Source organism: Sphingobium sp. B8D3A (assembly GCF_025961995.1).
Taxonomy (GTDB): Bacteria; Pseudomonadota; Alphaproteobacteria; order Sphingomonadales; family Sphingomonadaceae; genus Sphingobium.
Window position 1 is genome coordinate 3,098,245 of record NZ_JAOQOS010000001.1, and the last position, 19,417, is coordinate 3,117,661.

Genomic DNA, 19,417 nt, shown 5'->3' on the forward strand with positions numbered 1-19,417 from the left:
CGGATCGGGCGGAGCGTGGCGTTGAGGGGACAACTTCCCCCTCGCCGACCGCTGCCGCGCGAGTTTTTTGTTGCGCTGCACGGGGTCCGCCCACCATGTTGCGCGACGATGTTGCGTCAATATGAACTGGTCGAGAGGGTCAAAGGCTATGACCCGGATGCCGATGAGGCCCTGATCAACCGCGCCTATGTGTTTTCGGTCGCCAAGCATGGCACGCAAAAACGCGCCAGTGGCGATCCCTACTTCAGTCATCCGATTGAAGTGGCAGGCATTCTGACCGATCTGTTCCTGGACGATAAAACCATCGTCACCGCCCTGCTGCACGATACGATCGAGGATACGCTCACCACCACGGCGGAGATCGAGCGCCTGTTCGGGCAGGACGTTGCCCGGCTGGTCGATGGCGTGACCAAGCTCAGCAAGATCGAGGCGCAGAGCGAAAGCCAGCGGGCCGCCGAGAATCTGCGCAAGTTCCTGCTCGCCATGTCGGACGATATTCGCGTGCTGCTCGTCAAGCTGGCCGACCGGCTGCACAATATGCGCACGCTGCACTTCATCAAGAACGAAGAAAAGCGCCGCCGCATCGCCCGCGAGACGATGGATATCTACGCGCCGCTCGCCGAGCGCATCGGCATGTACGAGTTCATGCGCGAGATGCAGCTCCTTGCCTTTCAGCAGCTTGAGCCCGATGCCTATGACAGCGTCACCAAGCGTCTCGCCCTGCTCAAGGAAGGCGGTGAAAGCAAGGTCGCCCGCATCTCGACGCAGCTGCAAAATATGCTCACCTCGGCGGGCATGCACGTCACGGTCTCCGGCCGGGAAAAGCATCCCTACTCGATCTGGCGCAAGACGCAGGAGCGCCACATCAGCTTCGAGCAGCTGACCGACATCATGGCATTCCGCGTCGTCACCGACAGCACGGACGATTGCTATCGCGCCCTGGGCCTGATCCATCAGCGCTTCAAGATGGTGCCCGGACGGTTCAAGGATTACATCTCCACGCCCAAGCGCAACGGCTATCAGTCGCTGCACACCACCGTGATCCACGAGGAGAATGCCCGCATCGAGGTGCAGATTCGCTCGGAGCGGATGCATCAGGATAGCGAGTTCGGCCTTGCCGCCCACTGGGCCTACAAGCAGTCCGGCGCGCGGCCCGACGGGCAGGCCGGCTGGCTGCGCGATCTCGTCGAAATCCTTGAACAAAGCCACGATGCGGAGGAGTTGCTCGAGCACACCCGCATGGCGATGTATCAGGACCGGATCTTCGCCTTCACCCCCAAGGGAGAGCTGCAACAGCTCCCCAAGGGATCGACGCCGGTCGATTTTGCCTATGCCGTCCACACCACGCTCGGCAATCAGACCGTCGGCGCGAAGATCAATGGGCGCGTCATGCCGCTGCGCACGCAGCTTGAGAATGGCGACCAGGTCGAGATCCTCAAGTCCGATGCGCAGGAGCCGCAGCCCGGCTGGCTCAGCTTCGCGATCACCGGCAAGGCCCGCGCAGCGATCCGCCGGTTCATCCGCCAGAAGCAGCGCACCGAGACGATCGCACTGGGCGAGAAGCTCTACGAGGAGATCGTGCTACGCCTGCCGGTAGAGATTGGCGACAAGGCGGAGAAAGCGGCGATCAAGCGGCTCAAGCTGGAAGACAAGGCCGCGCTGATGATCGCCATCGCAACCAACCGCATCTCGGACGAGGAGGTGATGAACGCCCTCGTGCCCGGCAGTGCGGAGGACGCACCCGGCGCGGCGCGGCGGCGCAAGAAGCAGGCGCAGGCCGTTTCGATCATTGGCCTGACCCCGGGCATCGCCTTCACCCTTTCAGAATGCTGTCATCCCGTTCCGGGCGACCGCATCGTCGGCCTGCGGCGGCCGGGCGAACCGATCGAGGTGCATACCATCGATTGCCTCGTGCTGGAGACCGGTCAGGATGCCGATTGGGTGGACCTCAGCTGGGACAGCGAAGCCAAGGGCGGCACGGCGCGGCTTTCGGTCATCCTTAAAAACCAGCCCGGCGCTCTGGCGACGGTGGCCAACATCTTCGCGGTCAACAAGGCCAATATCCTCAACCTGCAACTGGTGAACCGCGAAGGCCCGTTCCACACCGATCTCATCGATCTCGAGGTGGAAGATGCGAGCCACGTCGCCCGAATTCTCTCGGCGTTGCGGGCGGTGGACGCCGTGGTGCAGGCGGATCGGATCTAGCGGCGGCGGGCGGCAGCGCCTTGCAAACGATCATCCCGCTTCTCCACGCGCGTTAATCCTTGCTGCAAAACAGTGCCAATGTCGGACAGCGCCCGGAGGGGCCAGGAAACTATCCTCAACGACCTCGCCCCTTTTTGCTGGCGCCTCTACATGCTCGGTCATCAGGAAGCCTCCGGTGGGACGAAGGCAGGCCTGCCAAGGAAACGAGCCGAGAACGCTCAGTCGGGAAGTTCGATACATGCGTAAGATCCTCATCGCGTCGCTGGTGACCTGTGCTACTTTTGCCGTTCAGCCGGCTCAGGCAGCGCTTGTCAGTTCTGCCGCCAGTTGCTCCGCATCGGACATTGGCCTCACGGCGAGTTCGAGCTTCAGCTGTGTCGGCTTTTACAACGGCAATCTGGCCAGTCAGGCGACCACGGGAGATCAGACGTCCGCGCTGGCCCTGCTTGGTCTGACGCTTCCCAACGCGTTTTCCAGCGCCGTGGAGAAGGTCTCCGGTTCGCCCTGGATCTCGACCACCACCCTGAATTTCGACACGATGATGTACGGCACGACCTATATCGGCGTGCACTTCGGCAACATTCCCAATCCGTCGGGCAAGGGTCAGCCGCTCGCCAACAACATCACCGCATTCTATAAGTTCGATGCTGGCACCGACGGCATCGACCTGCTCAATCTCCAGTTCGCCAGCGGCTCGAACGCGACCATCTACAAGACAGGCGCAGCGCCGGTCCCGGCTCCCGTGCCGGAGCCCGCCACCTGGGCACTGATGGTCGCCGGTCTCGGCCTGGCAGGCATGCTGATGCGCCGCCGCGCCGCGAAGGTTCAGTTCGCCTGATCAACCTGACCACCAGAATTGCATAAGGACAGGGCGTCGGGTTTCCGGCGCCCTTTCTTTTACCTCAAGGCGCAGGGCGTCCGCAGCGCACCAGCCCACTCCCGACCTGGCGCACGGTACAGGCAGGGCGCCCCTCCACCACCGCGCTGCCGGTTCCCACCAGCATCACTTTGGCGGTTCGCTCGGCAAAGGTTTCGGCCGTCGCGGCGCCATCCACCGCGAGGTCAAGGTCCACGGCCCGCAGGTCGCTCGCATCGAGTGTGCCGCTGCCGGAGAGGCCGATCTGCACCTTGCGCGCTCGCCCGGACAGGAGCGTGCTGCCCGCCCCGCCCTGTACGAGCTTGAGATCGTCAATCTCGATTCCCCTCACCTCGATGCGACCGCTGCCGACGAGATTCACATCGGCAGCCGCCTTGTTGAGGCCCTTCACGCGCAGCAGACCGGAGCCCGCGAGTTGCACCCGGCGCAAGCTCGGCGCTGTGAGAGCGAGCCGCGCTGTGCCCCGGTCGCTCTGCGCCCCGGAAGCGCCAGCCACGGGCGCGCGGAGGCGCACCGTTAGCGTGCGTGCAGATACCGTCAGTTGCAGGGCATCCAGCATGCCGCGATCTCCCTCGCCCCGCGCGGACGCCCCGCGCCCGGTTTCAAGGGAGACTTCCAATGGCCCCTCGACACGGATGCTATCAAAGTCGGTCACGATATAGGTGCGGTTCGCTGCATGGGCCGCTGACAGTCCGCCAGCGGCAACCAAGAGCATCAGCAGCGGGATCGCCCGGCGCGCGGCACCTGATGTCATGACGGTCATCCCCCGAAGCTATTTATGAGCGCGAGCATAGCAGATGTATCGCCCCAAGTCGCCCACACGAGCCCCCATCGTGACGAGGTGACTATGGACGATGCCCCTGGCGTGGACGCGCCCCAACAAAAAACGGCGCCCGTAAGGAGCGCCGTCTCTTGGTCTCTAAGGAAGAAGCCTCGATTACTCGACGCGTTCCTTGGCATATTTCGGGGCAGCCTCATTGAGGATCTGGAGGATCTTCTTCAGAGCCGTTGCCTCGTCCACCTCTTCCATCGCCGCGAGTTCACGCGCCAGACGGCTGGAGGCGGCTTCGAAGATCTGACGCTCGGAATAGCTCTGCTCGGGCTGATCGTCCGCCCGGAACAGGTCGCGCGTCACTTCCGCGATCGACACTAGATCACCGGAATTGATCTTCGCTTCATATTCCTGTGCGCGGCGCGACCACATCGTCCGCTTCACCTTCGGCTTGCCCTTGAGGGTTTCGAGTGCCTCGCCCAGTGTCTTGTCCGAGGAGAGCTTGCGCATCCCCACGCTTTCGGCCTTGTTCGTCGGGACGCGGAGGGTCATCCGCTCCTTCTCGAAACGCAGCACATAAAGCTCGAGGTCGATCCCGGCGATCTTCTGACTTTGCAGCTCGATCACCCGGCCGACGCCGTGCTTCGGATAGACAACATAGTCGCCGACATCAAAAGACAGCGCTTTTGCAGCCATTCTTGCGAACCTTTCTTCTATCTGTTTGTATTCTTGGCTGAGTTACGCGGCACGTTGAGAATGCAGATTTGCGAGAATGCAGATGTGCAGGTGCCAGCCACAGGCCATGCGCGAATACTCCTGAGTGACGAGGGGTGTCACTTCCCGGCGGGTTTAACAGATTCGCAACAAAATTACCAGCCTAACCGGAGGTAATCTGATATTTTGCGGCATATCGCACGCCGACACACTATGGATGGCGTGTCGCGCTGGTCAGGAGAGTTCATCTGGCCCAACCGTAGCGGGCTCGCTCCGAACCCGCCCTTAGTCCTTCGCGAGCCAATAGGTCGGCATCGCGAGGCACCACATCCGCCCGCAATTGCAGGCGAATACAGTCAGTTGTGCGTAAGGCTCAGCCGCCTTCGCCCGGCTCGGGCGAGAAATATTTGTCGAACTTGCCGTCCTCACCCTTATGCTCTTCGGCATCCGCGGGGGGTTCGCGCTTGGTCGTGATATTGGGCCATTCGGCGGAATATTTGGTGTTCACCTCAAGCCACTGCTCAAGACCGCTCTCGGTATCGGGCAGGATCGCCTCAGCCGGGCATTCCGGCTCGCACACGCCGCAGTCGATGCACTCGTTGGGATTGATGACGAGCATGTTCTCGCCCTCGTAGAAGCAATCCACCGGGCATACTTCCACGCAGTCCATATATTTGCAGCGAATGCACGCGTCGGTCACGACATAGGTCATGGCTGGCTTTCCTAGCTTGGTTTTCGCTGATCGCGATATGCGCGCGCCGCCACAGGGTCAACAGGCAAGGGCAAGGATTGCGCGTAGCTTAACTTTATCGGGGCATCACCGTCGTATCCGGGTCGGCACCGGGCGTAATCGCGCTGTAGCAAAGCTGGGCCTCTGGGGCCGGGCCACGCCGCTCCGGCAAATGTTCCACGCGGATCACGCGAATGACATTGCCCTGCGGCAAGGTGAGCAGGTCACCCACCCGCACCGGCGCGTGCGCCCGCTCGATCCGGCGGCCATTGATGCGCACGATGCCACGCTCCGCGAGCGCCTGCGCGCTAGAACGACTGGGGGACAGGCGCACGAACCAGAGGAATTTGTCGAGGCGCAAACTCGGTCCATGGCCGGTCGATGCGCCCTCATCCCGCTGCCTCGCCAGAAAGTCAGTCCTCTCGGCCGAACAAGGCGCCAAGACCGGCCAAGGCCTTGCCCGTGGCGACGATCGGCCGCTCGCGACCACCGCCGTCACGGTCCGGTCGGGGACCACGATCCGGCCTCGGGCCGCGATCGGGACGATTGTCGCGATCCGGGCGCTTGTCCCGTTCACGCCGCGGGCCACCCTCACCCGCCTTGCCGCGCCGATCCGGGCGGTTGCGCGGGCCATCGCCGGCCGCTTGGGACTGGCCATCCTGATCCTGCCGCCCCTGCTGGGCCGGACGACGATTGCCGCCGCGATTGCGCGGACCCTCGAATTTCGGACGCGGCTTGGGCCGGCCACGGAACTGCCAGTTGGGCGCGCCTTCCGCCGCATCGGGCACCGGGCGGAAACCCGCCTGCCGCATCAGCTCCAGGAAGCTCGCTTCATTCAGGCCAATGGAGACGATCGTTGGATCATCAGCGCCATAGGGCTTGCCGGCCGCAATCGCCTCATGCGCCCCGCGTGCAAGCCGTTCGGCCATATCGATGCGCAGCCAGGCCTCGCCCAGCTTGCGGAACCCGGCAATGCGCGCGCCAATCTCGTCGATCGGCACGACAGGCTTGGCGACCTTGGCAGGTGCGGGCGCCTCAGTAACTGCCGGCGTTTCGGATGCGGGAGCCTCGACTGGTGCCGGCGCTTCAGCGGACGCTTCGACCTCAACCGGCGCTGCGACCTCGTTGGATTCCACCGGCTCGCTCGGCGCACTCGCCTTGCGCTCTTCGCCGCCACCGCTCTGCAGCAACACCGCGCCCGGCGCGGGCAGTGCCACCAGCGATTTGCCGGATTTCAGCGAGAGCAGCACCATGCGCCATTGGGCCGCCGCCGGCTTCATCAGGCCGGGATGATACAAATCCATGACGCCGATCACGACCCCGGCCTTGCGCAAATGGGTGCGGTCTTCCTTGGCGACCTGCCCCAGCGCTTCATCCAGCGTGTTGCGCGGCACGATGCCCCCGGCGTCCGCCAGTTGCGCGAGCACGGCGCGCACGGTGGCGGGGAGTTCGGCCTCCGTGGAGCCGGCCTCCATCTTCAGCAGCGCCGGAATGTGGCGCTCGAATTGATTCTTGAGCCAGAGCGCCAGCCGATCGCGCACGCCCTGCTGAATTTCCGGGACGAGGCTGGAGAGCCCCGCATCCAGCGTCATTTCAGGCGCGAGCAGACGCTGCCCTGCCTTCAATGTCGCGACCGGGTGCCCGTTCCAGATGATCTGCGCATCACCGCCGGGAGGGCTGGCGAGAGTGAACGCTTTATCGTCCACCGCCAGCAATGCCTGAGCCATCTCGTTCAAATGCGCACCCAGTCTCCGTTCGGCAGCGGCCAGCAGCAGCCGCTTCTCATTCGCTCTCGCCAACGGATCGACGATGAAGCGGAAGCCCCGCATCGTGCCGATCCTGTGACCATCGACTGTTACATTGCCTGCGCCGTCGACGTCCACTGACAAAAACGCCTTGGCATCACCGCCGCGCCGAAGCAAGGCAGAGGCGCGCCGATCGACGAAACGCTGCTTCAATGCGCCGTGCAACGCATCGGAAAGCCGCTCTTCCAGCGCCCGCGCGCGCGCCGCCATCTCGACAGGCTGGGCCAGCCAGTCGTCCCGCTGCGCGACATAGGCCCAGATTCGCACCGCCCCGATCCGCCCGGCCAGCGCATCGACATCGCCCTGCACATTGTCCAGCCTGGCGAGTTGCGCCGCGAACCAGTCCTGCGGAATATGGCCGCTGCCCTGGCTCAGCCACGTCCACAGGCGGTGAATGGTGCGCGCATGGTGCTCGATGCCGAGCTTCTGGAAATCCGGCACGGAACAGGCCGCCCAGAGCCGCGCGACCTGCCCCCGGCCCCGCGCCCGTGCGCGCACGTCCGGCAGGTCGGCGAGATATTGCAGCACCGCCAGGTCAATCGCTTCGGGCGCCGCGCGCAGGCCCGCGCGCTCCGGACGATCCAGCAGCGCCTCGATCAGCGTATCGATATCGTCCATCGGCAGGTCCGCTTCCCGCCAAAAAATCTGCTCAATGGGATCGAAGCGATGCTCCTCGATCCGCTCCACCTCCTCGGCGGAAAAAGCCGGCTCGCCGTCCGCCGCGCCGACATCGCCGAATGTCCCGTCCCGCTGGTGACGCCCGGCGCGCCCGGCAATCTGCGCCATTTCAGACACGGTCAGGCGGCGCGTCCGCCGTCCGTCAAACTTGCGGAGCGACGCGAAGGCGACATGATCGACGTTAAGATTGAGCCCCATGCCGATGGCGTCCGTAGCCACCAGATAATCGACCTCCCCGGCCTCGAACATCGCGACCTGCGCATTGCGCGTCGCAGGGCTGAGCGCCCCCATCACGATCGCCGCGCCCCCGCGATGCCGGCGCAGCATTTCAGCCACGCGGTACACCTCCTCGACGGAGAAGGCGACGACGGCGCAGCGGCGCGGCAGGCGGGAGAGCTTCTGCGGCCCGCTGTAGCGCAGGGTGGAGAAGCGCGGCCGCGTCACGATTTCCGCCTTGGGCAGCAGCGTGCGCACCAAGGGCGCCATGCTTGCCGAGCCGAGGAGCATCGTTTCCTCGCGTCCACGGGCATTCAGCATCCGGTCGGTGAAGATGTGGCCGCGCTCGGGGTCCGCGGCGAGCTGGATCTCATCCACGGCCACGAACGCGAAATCGGAGAAGGCGCCGAAGCCACCGCGAACCGGCATCGCCTCGGCAGTCGCCAGCACATAGCGGGCGCCGGGCGGCGCGATTCGCTCCTCGCCGGTCAGCAGCGCGACCTGATCGGCGCCCTTGATTCGCACCACGCGCTCGTAAACCTCACGCGCCAGCAAGCGGAGCGGAAACCCCATGAGCCCGCTCGAATGGCCGCACATCCGCTCAATCGCCAGATGGGTCTTGCCCGTGTTGGTCGGTCCCAGGACCGCCTTGAGAGCTGCAGGCTCGTAGCTCGACATGATTGGCTGACACATGGAGCGCGCCGTGGCTCACGGCAAGGCTCAATCCAGACCCCGCATGAATTAGGGATGGTTCCGCAATCAGCCGACGATTGCGCACAACTCGCCGCAAGCTATGGGTCGATATTGTGTCTTTATTTGACTTTAACCCCCTGCCTTTACAAACAAAGCGCGACGTTTGGCAGTCGCGACAGCGTGGCAGAAGCCGTCAGGGGCGCATCAATTCGTGTTTCAGAAGATCGAGCTTAGCCCCACGCAGGGCGCCGGCACCGGTACGCTTTGGCTTAACAGCCCGGCGAAGGTGCTCGCACCGCTCCGCTCTGGAGACTGGCGCGAGCGGGTGCAGGACTGGGCGCATCGCGTCGATCTCGCGCCAGATCTTGGCCAGAACATCGGCAGCCGGACCTGGTGGCGCGGCTTCATTACGTGCTTTTCGCTGTGCGGCATCATGGTCATGTCCGCGCCCGGCGTCCTGACCGTTCCCGGCGCACAACCCGCGCCGCTCTCGACCGAGCAGTTGGACCAGTATCGCTCGCAGATGATCAGCGCCTCGGCGCTCGGGGCCGATACAGGCAAGCGCATGGGACCGACCGATCTGGTCGCGCCGTTGCGCGAGACGCCCGAGCGCCCGCAGATCGAGCTGGATGCCGCCGTCGGCACTGGCGACAGCTTCGCCCACACCCTCTCGCGCGCCGGCATCAGCAGCAATGATGCCAGCGCGGCGATGGCGCTGATCCGGCAGGCCGTCGATCCCGCCACGATCGCGCCCGGCACCCGCGTGCGCATCGTGCTCGGCCGGCGCGCCAACCGCAATGTCGCACGCCCGCTGGATCATCTGTCCCTCCGCGCGAAGCTCGAGCTGGCGCTGGAGATCACCCGGCAGGATGGCGCGCTGACGCTGCGCCGCATTCCCATCATTGTGGACAACACGCCACTGCGCATTCGCGGCCAGGTGGGTGACAGCCTCTACCGCTCCGCCCGCGCAGCCGGTGCCGATCCGTCGACGATCCAGGCCTATCTCAAGGTGCTGTCGGCGCAGGTCAATGTCGGCAACGGCCTGCGGGCTGGCGATACGTTCGATATCATCGTCGCCCATCGCCGCGCCGCGACCGGTGAAAGTGAGACCGGAGAGCTGCTGTTCGCGGGCCTCCATCGGCAGCGAGGCAAGGACATCAACCTGCTGCGCTGGACGCAGGCCGGGCGCGCGCAGTGGTTCGAAGCATCCGGCGTCGGTGAGCAGCGCGGTGTTCTCGCCCGTCCGGTAAGCGGGCGGCAGAGTTCCGGCTATGGCATGCGCAGGCACCCGATCCTCGGCTATAGCCGGATGCACGCCGGTCTCGACTTCGCCGCCAGCACCGGCACACCCATTTATGCGGTGAGCGACGGCCGGGTGACCTATTCCGGTTGGCACGGCGGCCATGGCAAGTACGTCAAGATTGAGCATGGTGGCAGCCTTGGTTCTGGCTACGGCCATATGAGCCGCATCGCCGTCGCCGCTGGTCAGCGCGTCAAGCGCGGGCAGGTCATCGGTTATGTCGGCTCGACCGGCCTCTCCACCGGACCGCACCTGCACTACGAACTCTATCGCAATGGGCGCACGATCAATCCGGCGAGCGTGAAGTTCACGGAGACAGCGCAACTGGCCGGCGCCGAACTGCGCGCCTTCAAGGGCCGCCTTGCCGAACTCAAGCGCCTGCGCGCCGGCCTTCCTGAGCCTGCGAAGACGGAGCCGACGGAAATGGCAGCGAGCAATGCCTCAAGCGCTGCTGCGTCCGCTCAGTCGGCAGGCGGCGGGTCCAGCCGCACGCGATAAGCGCGATCCGCTCGGTCGCGAGCGACGCCGTTCCTCTCGGATGCCACGCCTTCGGCGCGCCTGACGCGCCCCGCCCTACTGCCGCGTCAAAATTCGCACGAAGCGAACGCCGACGACATTTCGCTTGCGCAGCATTTTCTCACTCGTTACGTTATATCATATGAACACCAATCTCCGTCCGCGCCTCGCGCATACCGCCGCCTTCTCCGCCCTTCTCTCCAGCGCCGCGCTGTTTGCAGCTCCCGCTCTGGCGCAGCGCCAGCCGCCGCCGGATACCGGCGAAGCGCATGGCCATGACGATCGGCCGGAAAACATCGTCGTCACCGCGATCATCCCGCGCTCGCATATCGATGTGCTGGGTGGCACATCCGTCCTCACCGGCGAGGAGCTGGCCCGCGACATCCGCCCGAGCCTGGGCGAGACGCTGGCCCGGCAGCCGGGCGTTTCTTCCACATCCTTCGGTCCTGGCGCCTCTCGCCCGATCCTGCGCGGCTTCTCGGGCGACCGCATCCGCCTGCTCACCGATGGGATCGGCAGCTTCGACGCGTCCGCCACCTCGGTGGACCATGCCGTCGCAATCAATCCGCTGCTCGCCGACCGGATCGAGGTGCTGCACGGCCCTGCCGCGTTGCTCTATGGCTCGTCCGCGGTCGGCGGCGTCGTCAATGTGATAGACACGCGCATTCCTACGCATCTGCCCGAGGGCGGCTTCGATCTGGCCGCCACCGGCACATTCGGCAGCGCCGCCCGCGAGAAATCGCTCGCCGGCAAGACCGACATTGCACTGGGGGGTGGCTTTGTGTTCCATGCCGATGGCAGCTGGATCGAAACCGGCGATCTGCGCAGTGGCGGCTATGTGCTGGGCGCCGAGCCGCGCGCCGAAGCGCTGGAGAGCGATGAAGCGGACATTCGCGACCTCGCCGGGCTGCGCGGGCGCATCCCCAATTCCGCCATCGAAGGCTGGAGCTACACCGGCGGCCTCAACTACATCGATTCCGGCGGGTCCATCGGCTTCTCGGTCGGCCGCTCGCAATTCACCTATGGTCTGCCGATCCGCTACGTGACGCATGAGGATCATGAGGACGAAGGCGCGATCGAGGGCGAAGAAGGCGAGCACGAGCACGGCGCCGAGGAAGTCAAAATCCAGATGAAACAGACCCGCGCCGATCTGCGCGCGCAAGTGAATGTAGGCGGCGGATTGCTCGACCAGATCCGCCTGCGCGCAGGCTGGGCCGATTACGAACATGCCGAAATGTCGCTCGATGGGCAGGACATCCACACCCGCTTCTTCACCCAGGGCCTCGAAACCCGGCTCGATCTCGTTCAGGCGCGGCGCGGCGGATGGGAAGGCGCGATCGGCGGCCAGATGCTGCTGCGCAAGAGCCACATCGAAGGCGAGGAGAAGTTCCTGCCGGCCATCGACAGCGAGACCTGGGGCCTGTTCACCCTGCAGGCGCTCGATCTCGGCAAGGTGCGGCTGGAGGCCGGCGCGCGGTTCGAGCACAACCGCATCGAGGCGGCGCAGGACAGCGACCTTGGCTCGCCGGACTATCGCCGCAACTTCGACACGGTGTCGGGATCGCTCGGCGCCAGCTATGCCATCGCGACTGACTGGCGGGTCGGCGTCAACCTCTCGCGGGTCGAGCGGGCGCCCACGGCGGATGAACTCTTCGCGCGCGGCAACCATGCCGGCACGCAGGCTTTTGAGCTTGGCAACCCCAACTTCGGCACCGAGCGCGGCTGGGGCGTCGAGGGCACCCTGCACGGGCGGGGCCAGGACTTCCACCTCACCGTCTCGGGCTTCTACAACAAGTTCGATCGGTTCATTTACGATTCCATCGTCGATGACAGCGCCTGCCTCGCGGCCAGCGGCGCGACCTCGCTCGAATTCCCCTGCTTTGCCTATCTGCAATCCGGCGCGGAATATTATGGCGCGGAGATCCAGGCGGACTGGACGGCGGCGACATTCGGCCGCACCGAATTGCGCCTGGATGGTCTGGCCGACTTCACGCGCGCGACCCTCGACAGCGGCGAGCCCGTCCCGCGCATCCCGCCGCTGCGGCTGCTTGGCGGTGCCACGCTCGATGCCGGCGAATGGTCTGTGCGCGGCGAGATCGAACATGCCTTCAAGCAGGACCGGGTGAGCGCGCGCGAGACCGTTACGCCCGCCTACACCTTCGTCAACGCCGGGCTGACCTGGAAGCCCGCCATCGCGAACCAGCAGGTTTCCTTCTCCCTGCAAGCCAACAACATCTTCGATGTCGAGGCGCGGCGCCATGCCAGCCTGCTCAAGGATTACGCCCCGCTCGCCGGGCGGGACATACGCCTCACGGTCTCCCTCGCCCTGTGAGTGCCGGGCGGGGCGCCCCTCTCCGCGCCCCGCCCTTTTTTCTCCGTTACTTGACAGGTCAGCCGCATCCGGTGTCTGGTCGCCCGCGCAATAGCCGGGGGACCATTGCCAATGAACGACCAGACCGACCGTGCATTCGGGTTTGAAGGGAGCTGGCGGGAATACGCCCCGATTGCCTTCACCAATCTGCTGCTGACCATCGTGACCCTGGGCGTCTATCGCTTTTGGGCGACGACGCGGACGCGCCGTTATCTGTGGAGCCGCACCCGCTTCATCGACGAGCGGCTGGAATGGACCGGCACCGGCGTGGAACTGCTCATCGGCTTCCTGATCGTGCTGGTGCTCTTCGGCATCCCCTTCCTGTTTCTCAACTTTGGCATGCAGGCGATGGTGTTGCGCGGACAGGCACCGCTCGCCGGCGTGCTGGGCCTCGCGTCGTTCATGGTGATCTTCTATCTCGCCGGCGTGGCACGCATGCGGATGCTGCGCTATCGCCTCAGCCGCACCTGGTGGCACGGCATTCGCGGCGGCAGCAATGACAAGGGCTGGGCCTATGGCTGGTCCTACGTCTGGCGCAACATCGTCGCGTGGATGGTGATCGGCCTGCTCATTCCCTGGTCTATGACCTCGCTATGGAACGACCGCTGGAACGCGATGAGCTTTGGCCCCCATCCCTTCCGCGCGGCGGCAATGCCCGGACAAATCTTCCGCCGGTTCCTGCTGTTCTACCTGCTGCCGTTCATCATCTTTGCCGTCATGGCCGTACTCATCTTTGCAGGTGGTGGCGCTGCGATGCGTGGCGGTTTCGATCCCGAGACGCAGGCCCAACCCGGCCTCGCCTTCGTGCTCGCGATGATCCTGATGGTGCTGCTGATCTATACGATCATCGGCTTTTTTGCGCTGGCCTATTACGCCAAATTCTTCCGCGTGGCCGTGAGCAGCCTGTCACTTTCGACGCTCGATTTCCACTTCTCGGCCCGCACCAAGGACTGGTTCAAGCTCATCCTTGGCGACATCGCGCTGGTGGTGCTGACGCTCGGCATCGGCCTCGTCTTCCTCTCCTATCGGCACTGGAAGTTCTTCATCGTCCATCTCGATGCCAGCGGCGAGATCAGCCTCTCATCCCTCACCCAGTCGAGCACGAATGCGCCGGGTCAGGGCGAGGGCCTTGCCGATGCGTTCGACATCGGCGCCATCTAGCTCCATAGCGCGCGCATGACCCAGGCCGGCCCGGACGAGACCATCTGGCATTATGATGGCACCAGCGCGACGCGCCATCATCCGGTTCTGGAATGGACAGCAGAGACGTTCACGCTCCGCTGGGGTCTGAACAAAAGCGGCCCGCACCGCTGGGGCGATCTGGTGCCGGTCGATGGCAGCGGCGGGCGCTCCATTTATGGCCTGCGCGGACAGCACGGCTGGCGGCTCGGCTTCACCGGCGCGCCACCGCAGGACTTCGCGATCCACCTGCCCCTCCCCGCGCGTTATGGCCGCTGGATCGACCGGGTCGGCCTGTGGCGGGCGCTGGCGCTCTTCGCCGTGATCGCGGCGGGCGTCGTCTACGCCGTTCTCCGCGCGCCCGACTGGATCGCGCCGCATGTTCCGCTCAGCTGGGAGCAACGGCTCGGCGATGCGATGATCGGCGATTTCGGCGGTCGCCTGTGCCAGACGCCCCAAAGCCGCGCCGCGCTCGACAAGCTCCAGCGCAAGCTCGGGGAAGATGTACCCATCCGCCGCATCGGCATCGCCAATGTAAAGATGGTCAATGCGGTCGCCCTGCCCGGCGGCCACATCCTGCTGTTCGACCAGCTCATTCAGGATGCCCAGTCGCCCGATGAAGTGGCTGGCATCCTCGCCCATGAGATCGGCCATGTCCGCAACCGCGACACGATGACAGCGCTGATCCGCCAGTTTGGCCTCAGCATCGTGCTGGGCGGGTTCGGCGGTGACCTCGGCAACACCGCCAACGGCCTGCTGTCCCTGAGTTATGGTCGCGATGCCGAGCGGGCGGCGGACAGCTACTCCATCCGCGCCTTGCAGAAGGCCGACATATCGCCCCTGCCCACCGCCGCTTTCTTCAAGCGCCTCGGGGGAGGCGACGGCGAGGAGCAGATCGAGCGCGCCGCCAATCTCATGGCGTCGCACCCCATCTCTACCGAACGGCGCAAGGCGTTCGAGGCCTCGGCGCGCAAGGGCCACCGCTATGAGGCCGCACTGACCCCGGCAGAATGGCGCGCCATCGTGAATGCCTGCAAGGATGACAAGGACGTCGCACCTGCCAGCCGCTTCCCTTTCTGATAAGGGCAGGGTCATGACTGACGACACCACCAGCGCACCGCCCGCCTTCCTGCCTAACGCCGCGGGCCTGCGCCTCGCCTACCGCCACCGGCCCGGCACAGGGCCGACGATCGTCTTCCTCCCCGGCTACATGTCGGACATGATGGGCAGCAAGGCGCTTGCGCTGGATGACTGGGCCGCCGCACAGGGCCGCGCCATGCTGCGACTGGATTATGCCGGCTGCGGAGAAAGCGAAGGCCGGTTCGAGGACGGCACGCTCGCCAGCTGGCGCGACGATGCCCGCGCCGTGATCGAACATTGCATCCCTACCGGGCCGATCATTCTCGTCGGCTCCTCCATGGGCGGCTGGCTGGCGCTGCTGCTCGCCCGCGACTTGGGCGCGCGCGTCGCCGGTCTCGTCGGCATCGCGGCGGCGCCTGATTTTACCGACTGGGGTTTTGGCGACGCGCAGAAGGCGACCCTCCAGCGCGAGGGCAAGCTGGTTGAACCCACGCCCTATGGCGACCAGCCCTATGTGACCACGCGCGCCTTCTGGGAATCGGGTGAGGCGCTGCGGTTGCTCGATGGTGAAATCGCGATCGAGTGTCCCATCCGCCTGCTGCAAGGACAGGCCGATGCCGACGTCCCCTGGCAGATCGCTGTGCGGATCGCGCAGCAGGTTCGTTCAGCCGATGTGCAGACGCTGCTCGTCAAGGATGGCGATCATCGCCTCTCGCGCCCGCAGGACATCGCCCTGCTGATCGCGACTGTCGCGCGCCTCGTGGAGTCCTGACCCTGCCTATGCTCGTTGCCGCCGCGCTTTCCCTCGCCCAGCTCGCCCAAGCGAGCGTGCCCCAGCATGATCCCGAAATCGAGGCCCTGCTGCGGCGACGAGACGAGATGCGCCGCGCCGAGGCCGAGCAGCGAGAGCAGCGCCCCTGGATCGAGCAGGTGCCAACGGAACGCGCCGGCAATGACAGCACGGAACTGGCCGCCGTCGTCCCGCCCGCCATTGCCCCCCGCCTCGCCACCTGTCTGGAGCGCGCCAACGCAAACCCCTCCGAGGGCATTGCCGATGCGGAGACCTGGGCAAAGGCCGATGGCGGTGCCTATGCCGCGCAATGCCGGGGCTATGCGCTCGGGCAGGCCGGGCGCTGGAGTGATGCGGCAAAGGCTTTCGAGGATGGCGCGGCCTTCAAGGGCCTCGACGCGGCGACGCAGGCGCGATTGTGGTCGCAGGCCGGCAACGCGGCGCTGATCGCAGGCGAGACGACGCGCGCGCTGCGGGCGCTGGATGCGGCACTCTCGCGCCCCTTGCCCAAGACGCTCGCGACCGGAGAAATCTATCTGGATCGCGCCCGCGCCCGCGTGGCCGCCAACGATCTGCCCGGCGCCCGTACCGACCTCGATCAGGCGATCGTGCTGGCCGCCGCCGATCCGCTCGCATGGCTGCTCTCGGCCACGCTGGCCCGGCGCAAGGACGACCTGCCCTTGGCTCGCCTGCATATCGACGAAGCCGCCAGCCGCGCCCGCAACGATGCCGCCATTGCGCTGGAACAGGGCATCATTCTGGCGCTCTCAGGCAATGATGCCGGCGCCCGCGCCGCCTTCAGCCGCAGCAAGGAACTGGCTGCGCGCGATAGCGATATTGCCCGACAGGCCGCCGATTATCTCGCCCAGCTGAACGGCGATCCGGCCGCCGCCGCTGCTACGACAGGGACCGAAACCGGGCGGTGAAGCGTGCGTGCGGCCGACCTCAATCGAGGTAGAAGTCCACCGTCGTCACGACCCGCACCTTCTTGAACGGCGTGTCGGCCGCGCCATAGCCGCCGGATGTCTCGCCATCACGCGGCTCGATGGAGAAATAGCCCTGTGTCGCGCTCTTGATGCCACCCACGCCAGTGCCGCTATCCTTGGCGAACTGTTCTGCGGAGGAGCGCGCATCCTTGGTCGCGGCAGCGACCATCTCCGGCTTGATATCGTTGAGCTTGGTGAAGCTGTAGCTCATCGCCGAACCTTCCTGCAGCGTCACCCCGCGCCGCACGAGATCGAACTGGTTGGCGACCGCCTTCTGGGCCCGCTCGATATCGGTCGTGCGCAATTGCATCCGCTGGGTGATCGTGATGTTGGGAACGCCATTGTTGATGAACTGGCTGACGCCGGCCCCGGTCGCGGTCAGCGCATTGTCCGGGAAGCCGAGGCTCTTGAAATAGCCGCGCAGTTCGGCCGTATTGCCCTCGATATCGGCCCGCACGCTGGCAAGGTCAGTGCCGGTCGCGGAATAGGCGATGGTCCAAGTCGCGAGATCGGCAGTCACATTCCGCTCGGCAAGGCCCCGCACCGTGACAGACCGGTCGGCTGAGTGGGCACGCCGCAGGCCATCCCCGAGCAGATAGCCACCGGTGATCATGCCGCCCGCAAGCACCACCGCACCTGCCAAAGCGACCTTGTTCATGTCCTGCAGCCAAACCATTGTGCGCATTCCTCTCTTTTCCCGCGACCGCGAGACGCCTATTTGAGAGGTGACCAATCTCACTCTTGTGCTGAACCGTTGCTGACGCGGGACCAAAGGAAAGAGCTGCACCATGCCCAAATATCTCCACACTATGATCCGCGTGACCGACATCGACGCAACCTTGCGTTTCTTCGAGTTGCTCGGCCTCAAGGAAGTCCGTCGCTTCGACAATGAGAAGGGCCGCTTCACGCTCGTCTTCGTCGCCGCGCCGGGCGATGAGGATGCGCAGGTGGAACTGACCTACAACTGGCCGCCGGAAGACGGCAGCGCCGGCGAAAGCTATGGCGGCGGGCGTAATTTCGGCCACTTGGCCTATCGGGTCGAGAATATCTACGAGACCTGCCAGCGCCTCATGGACAATGGCGTGACCATCAACCGCCCGCCCCGGGACGGCCATATGGCATTTGTCCGCACGCCCGATGGCATTTCCATCGAACTGCTGCAGGATGGCCATCTCGAGCCAGCCGAACCCTGGGCATCGATGCCGAACACGGGTGAATGGTGAGCACGCTCGAAATCCTGCGCGTTCCGGTTCTGTCGGACAATTATGTCTGGCTGGTTCATGACAAGCCGAGCGGGGAGACGCTGGTCGTCGATCCCTCGGTGGCCGAGCCGGTGCTGGCGGCTGCGCAGGCGCGTGGCTGGTCCATCACCCAGATCTGGAACACGCACTGGCATGGCGATCATATCGGCGGGAATGCGGGCATCGTAGCAGCGACCGGCGCCACCGTCACGGCGCCCGCCGCCGAACTGGCGAAAATCCCCCATGTCGATCGCCCGGCCCGCGAAGGCGACCGGGTGCGGCTGGGCGACCATGAAGCGGTGGTGATGGAAGTGCCGGCCCACACCGCCGGCCACATCGCTTATCACTTTGCCGGGGATGCCATGATCTTCGTGGGGGATACGATGTTCGCCATGGGCTGCGGCCGGCTGTTCGAGGGCACGCCCGCGCAGATGTACGCCAACATGCGACGCTTCGAGGCCCTGCCCGACGACACCCAGGTCTATTGCGCGCACGAATATACGCTCTCCAACGGCAAGTTCGCCCTTCAGGCAGAACCGCAGAATGAGGCCATCGCGGATCGCCTCGCGCAGGTCGAAGCTGCCCGCGCGCGCGACGAGGCCACCGTTCCCACAACGATCGCGCTGGAACGCGCCACCAACCCCTTCATGCGCGCCCAAAGCGTGGAGGAACTGGCCAGCCGGCGCGCGGCCAAGGACAGGGGCTAGGCAATAGAGGCCACGGCGCTCTGTCCTGGCCTGCGCAACCAAGGGCCCGCACATTCGTATCCGTCATACAAGATGCGAGACAGCCGGAAATCTGCTAGTTTCGCGAGACAGACGGACGCGAGAGGAGCGGAGATGATGAACAGATTGTGTCTCTCATTGGCGGTCCTGCCGCTGGCCGCCTGCGCGACGGCGGGTCCCGCTCCCGAACCGAGGCTCAGCGAACGCGAAACGCAGGAGTTGGAGCGTCTGCTGGAGGGCAAGACGGCGGGCGAGCCCGTCTCCTGCGTGACCTCATTCGACAGCAGCCGCCTGCGGTCCATCGGCGATAACACCCTGGTCTATGTCGTGAGCAAGGATCAGGTCTATCTCAACCGTCTGCAGGGGAGCTGCACCGGCATCTCGCGCGGCGACACGCTGGTCATGAACCGCATGAGTTCGTCGCAATACTGCCGGGGCGACATCGCCCGCGTGGTGAACCTGCCTTCGGGCGCGATGACCGGCAGCTGTGCACTGGGCGACTTCATTCCCTATCGCACGCCCGGCAAGTAACACGCCGG

General features: G+C 65.3%; 17 protein-coding genes. 11 read left to right on the forward strand and 6 right to left on the reverse strand.

What is annotated here, in order from left to right:
* Positions 1-108 precede the first annotated feature (108 nt).
* Together M2342_RS14345 and M2342_RS14350 are read left to right on the forward strand one after the other, a co-directional pair.
* Positions 109-2,205, forward strand: coding sequence for a RelA/SpoT family protein (locus M2342_RS14345; protein ID WP_181560397.1), 2,097 nt, complete (start codon positions 109-111; stop codon positions 2,203-2,205).
* Between the two features lie 238 nt (positions 2,206-2,443).
* On the forward strand, positions 2,444-3,043 hold the full coding sequence (locus tag M2342_RS14350) for a PEPxxWA-CTERM sorting domain-containing protein (RefSeq protein ID WP_264579581.1): 600 nt from the start codon (positions 2,444-2,446) through the stop codon (positions 3,041-3,043).
* Between the two features lie 64 nt (positions 3,044-3,107).
* Here M2342_RS14350 and M2342_RS14355 read toward each other — a convergent pair whose 3' ends face one another.
* The 5 genes from M2342_RS14355 to M2342_RS14375 form a co-directional block, all read right to left on the reverse strand.
* Positions 3,108-3,836, reverse strand: coding sequence for a DUF2807 domain-containing protein (locus M2342_RS14355; protein WP_264579582.1), 729 nt, complete (start codon positions 3,834-3,836; stop codon positions 3,108-3,110).
* Between the two features lie 183 nt (positions 3,837-4,019).
* Positions 4,020-4,550, reverse strand: coding sequence for a CarD family transcriptional regulator (locus M2342_RS14360; RefSeq protein WP_181560400.1), 531 nt, complete (start codon positions 4,548-4,550; stop codon positions 4,020-4,022).
* Between the two features lie 391 nt (positions 4,551-4,941).
* Complete coding sequence (fdxA, locus tag M2342_RS14365; protein WP_181560401.1) at positions 4,942-5,280, reverse strand: ferredoxin FdxA; 339 nt, start codon at positions 5,278-5,280, stop codon at positions 4,942-4,944.
* Between the two features lie 94 nt (positions 5,281-5,374).
* Positions 5,375-5,659 (reverse strand): RNA-binding S4 domain-containing protein, encoded by a 285-nt coding sequence (locus tag M2342_RS14370; RefSeq protein WP_264571088.1) that lies wholly within the window; start codon positions 5,657-5,659, stop codon positions 5,375-5,377.
* Positions 5,660-5,711: 52 nt separating this feature from the next.
* Positions 5,712-8,675, reverse strand: coding sequence for a helicase-related protein (locus M2342_RS14375; protein ID WP_264579583.1), 2,964 nt, complete (start codon positions 8,673-8,675; stop codon positions 5,712-5,714).
* Between the two features lie 226 nt (positions 8,676-8,901).
* Between M2342_RS14375 and M2342_RS14380 the strand changes: the two genes are divergently transcribed.
* From M2342_RS14380 to M2342_RS14405, 6 genes are all read left to right on the forward strand, one after another.
* A complete protein-coding gene (locus M2342_RS14380) occupies positions 8,902-10,488 on the forward strand; it encodes a M23 family metallopeptidase (protein ID WP_264579584.1) in 1,587 nt (528 codons plus the stop codon).
* Between the two features lie 160 nt (positions 10,489-10,648).
* Positions 10,649-12,838, forward strand: coding sequence for a TonB-dependent receptor (locus tag M2342_RS14385; protein WP_264579585.1), 2,190 nt, complete (start codon positions 10,649-10,651; stop codon positions 12,836-12,838).
* A 111-nt stretch (positions 12,839-12,949) separates the two neighbouring features.
* Positions 12,950-14,038, forward strand: a complete 1,089-nt coding sequence (locus M2342_RS14390; RefSeq protein WP_264579586.1) for a YjgN family protein — start codon at positions 12,950-12,952, stop codon at positions 14,036-14,038.
* Positions 14,039-14,053: 15 nt separating this feature from the next.
* Positions 14,054-15,136 (forward strand): M48 family metallopeptidase, encoded by a 1,083-nt coding sequence (locus M2342_RS14395; protein ID WP_264579587.1) that lies wholly within the window; start codon positions 14,054-14,056, stop codon positions 15,134-15,136.
* 13 nt (positions 15,137-15,149) lie between these two features.
* Complete coding sequence (locus M2342_RS14400; RefSeq protein ID WP_264579588.1) at positions 15,150-15,908, forward strand: alpha/beta fold hydrolase; 759 nt, start codon at positions 15,150-15,152, stop codon at positions 15,906-15,908.
* Positions 15,909-15,916: 8 nt separating this feature from the next.
* On the forward strand, positions 15,917-16,852 hold the full coding sequence (locus tag M2342_RS14405) for a hypothetical protein (RefSeq protein ID WP_264579589.1): 936 nt from the start codon (positions 15,917-15,919) through the stop codon (positions 16,850-16,852).
* Between the two features lie 19 nt (positions 16,853-16,871).
* Here M2342_RS14405 and M2342_RS14410 read toward each other — a convergent pair whose 3' ends face one another.
* The gene (locus M2342_RS14410) at positions 16,872-17,588 is read right to left on the reverse strand and encodes an SIMPL domain-containing protein (RefSeq protein WP_264580053.1); all 717 of its coding nucleotides are present in this window, start codon (positions 17,586-17,588) and stop codon (positions 16,872-16,874) included.
* A 112-nt stretch (positions 17,589-17,700) separates the two neighbouring features.
* Here M2342_RS14410 and M2342_RS14415 point away from each other — a divergent pair, with 112 nt between their 5' ends.
* From M2342_RS14415 to M2342_RS14425, 3 genes are all read left to right on the forward strand, one after another.
* The gene (locus tag M2342_RS14415) at positions 17,701-18,135 is read left to right on the forward strand and encodes a VOC family protein (RefSeq protein WP_264571096.1); all 435 of its coding nucleotides are present in this window, start codon (positions 17,701-17,703) and stop codon (positions 18,133-18,135) included.
* Complete coding sequence (gene gloB / locus M2342_RS14420) at positions 18,129-18,860, forward strand: hydroxyacylglutathione hydrolase (RefSeq protein ID WP_264579590.1); 732 nt, start codon at positions 18,129-18,131, stop codon at positions 18,858-18,860. The genes M2342_RS14415 and gloB overlap by 7 nt, the downstream gene beginning before the upstream one ends.
* A gap of 132 nt (positions 18,861-18,992) precedes the next feature.
* Positions 18,993-19,409 (forward strand): DUF6491 family protein, encoded by a 417-nt coding sequence (locus M2342_RS14425; RefSeq protein WP_264575159.1) that lies wholly within the window; start codon positions 18,993-18,995, stop codon positions 19,407-19,409.
* The last annotated feature ends 8 nt before the right edge of the window (positions 19,410-19,417 follow it).

Excerpts from the sequence above, each read along its gene's own strand:
- M2342_RS14345 (WP_181560397.1), top strand. The coding sequence starts at position 109 with ATGTTGCGTCAATATGAACTGGTCGAGAGGGTCAAAGGCTATGACCCG.
- M2342_RS14350 (WP_264579581.1), top strand. The coding sequence starts at position 2,444 with ATGCGTAAGATCCTCATCGCGTCGCTGGTGACCTGTGCTACTTTTGCC.
- M2342_RS14355 (WP_264579582.1), bottom strand. The coding sequence starts at position 3,836 with ATGACATCAGGTGCCGCGCGCCGGGCGATCCCGCTGCTGATGCTCTTG.
- M2342_RS14360 (WP_181560400.1), bottom strand. The coding sequence starts at position 4,550 with ATGGCTGCAAAAGCGCTGTCTTTTGATGTCGGCGACTATGTTGTCTAT.
- fdxA (WP_181560401.1), bottom strand. The coding sequence starts at position 5,280 with ATGACCTATGTCGTGACCGACGCGTGCATTCGCTGCAAATATATGGAC.
- M2342_RS14375 (WP_264579583.1), bottom strand. The coding sequence starts at position 8,675 with ATGTCGAGCTACGAGCCTGCAGCTCTCAAGGCGGTCCTGGGACCGACC.
- M2342_RS14385 (WP_264579585.1), top strand. The coding sequence starts at position 10,649 with ATGAACACCAATCTCCGTCCGCGCCTCGCGCATACCGCCGCCTTCTCC.
- M2342_RS14390 (WP_264579586.1), top strand. The coding sequence starts at position 12,950 with ATGAACGACCAGACCGACCGTGCATTCGGGTTTGAAGGGAGCTGGCGG.
- M2342_RS14395 (WP_264579587.1), top strand. The coding sequence starts at position 14,054 with ATGACCCAGGCCGGCCCGGACGAGACCATCTGGCATTATGATGGCACC.
- M2342_RS14400 (WP_264579588.1), top strand. The coding sequence starts at position 15,150 with ATGACTGACGACACCACCAGCGCACCGCCCGCCTTCCTGCCTAACGCC.
- M2342_RS14405 (WP_264579589.1), top strand. The coding sequence starts at position 15,917 with ATGCTCGTTGCCGCCGCGCTTTCCCTCGCCCAGCTCGCCCAAGCGAGC.
- M2342_RS14410 (WP_264580053.1), bottom strand. The coding sequence starts at position 17,588 with ATGGTTTGGCTGCAGGACATGAACAAGGTCGCTTTGGCAGGTGCGGTG.
- M2342_RS14415 (WP_264571096.1), top strand. The coding sequence starts at position 17,701 with ATGCCCAAATATCTCCACACTATGATCCGCGTGACCGACATCGACGCA.
- gloB (WP_264579590.1), top strand. The coding sequence starts at position 18,129 with ATGGTGAGCACGCTCGAAATCCTGCGCGTTCCGGTTCTGTCGGACAAT.
- M2342_RS14425 (WP_264575159.1), top strand. The coding sequence starts at position 18,993 with ATGATGAACAGATTGTGTCTCTCATTGGCGGTCCTGCCGCTGGCCGCC.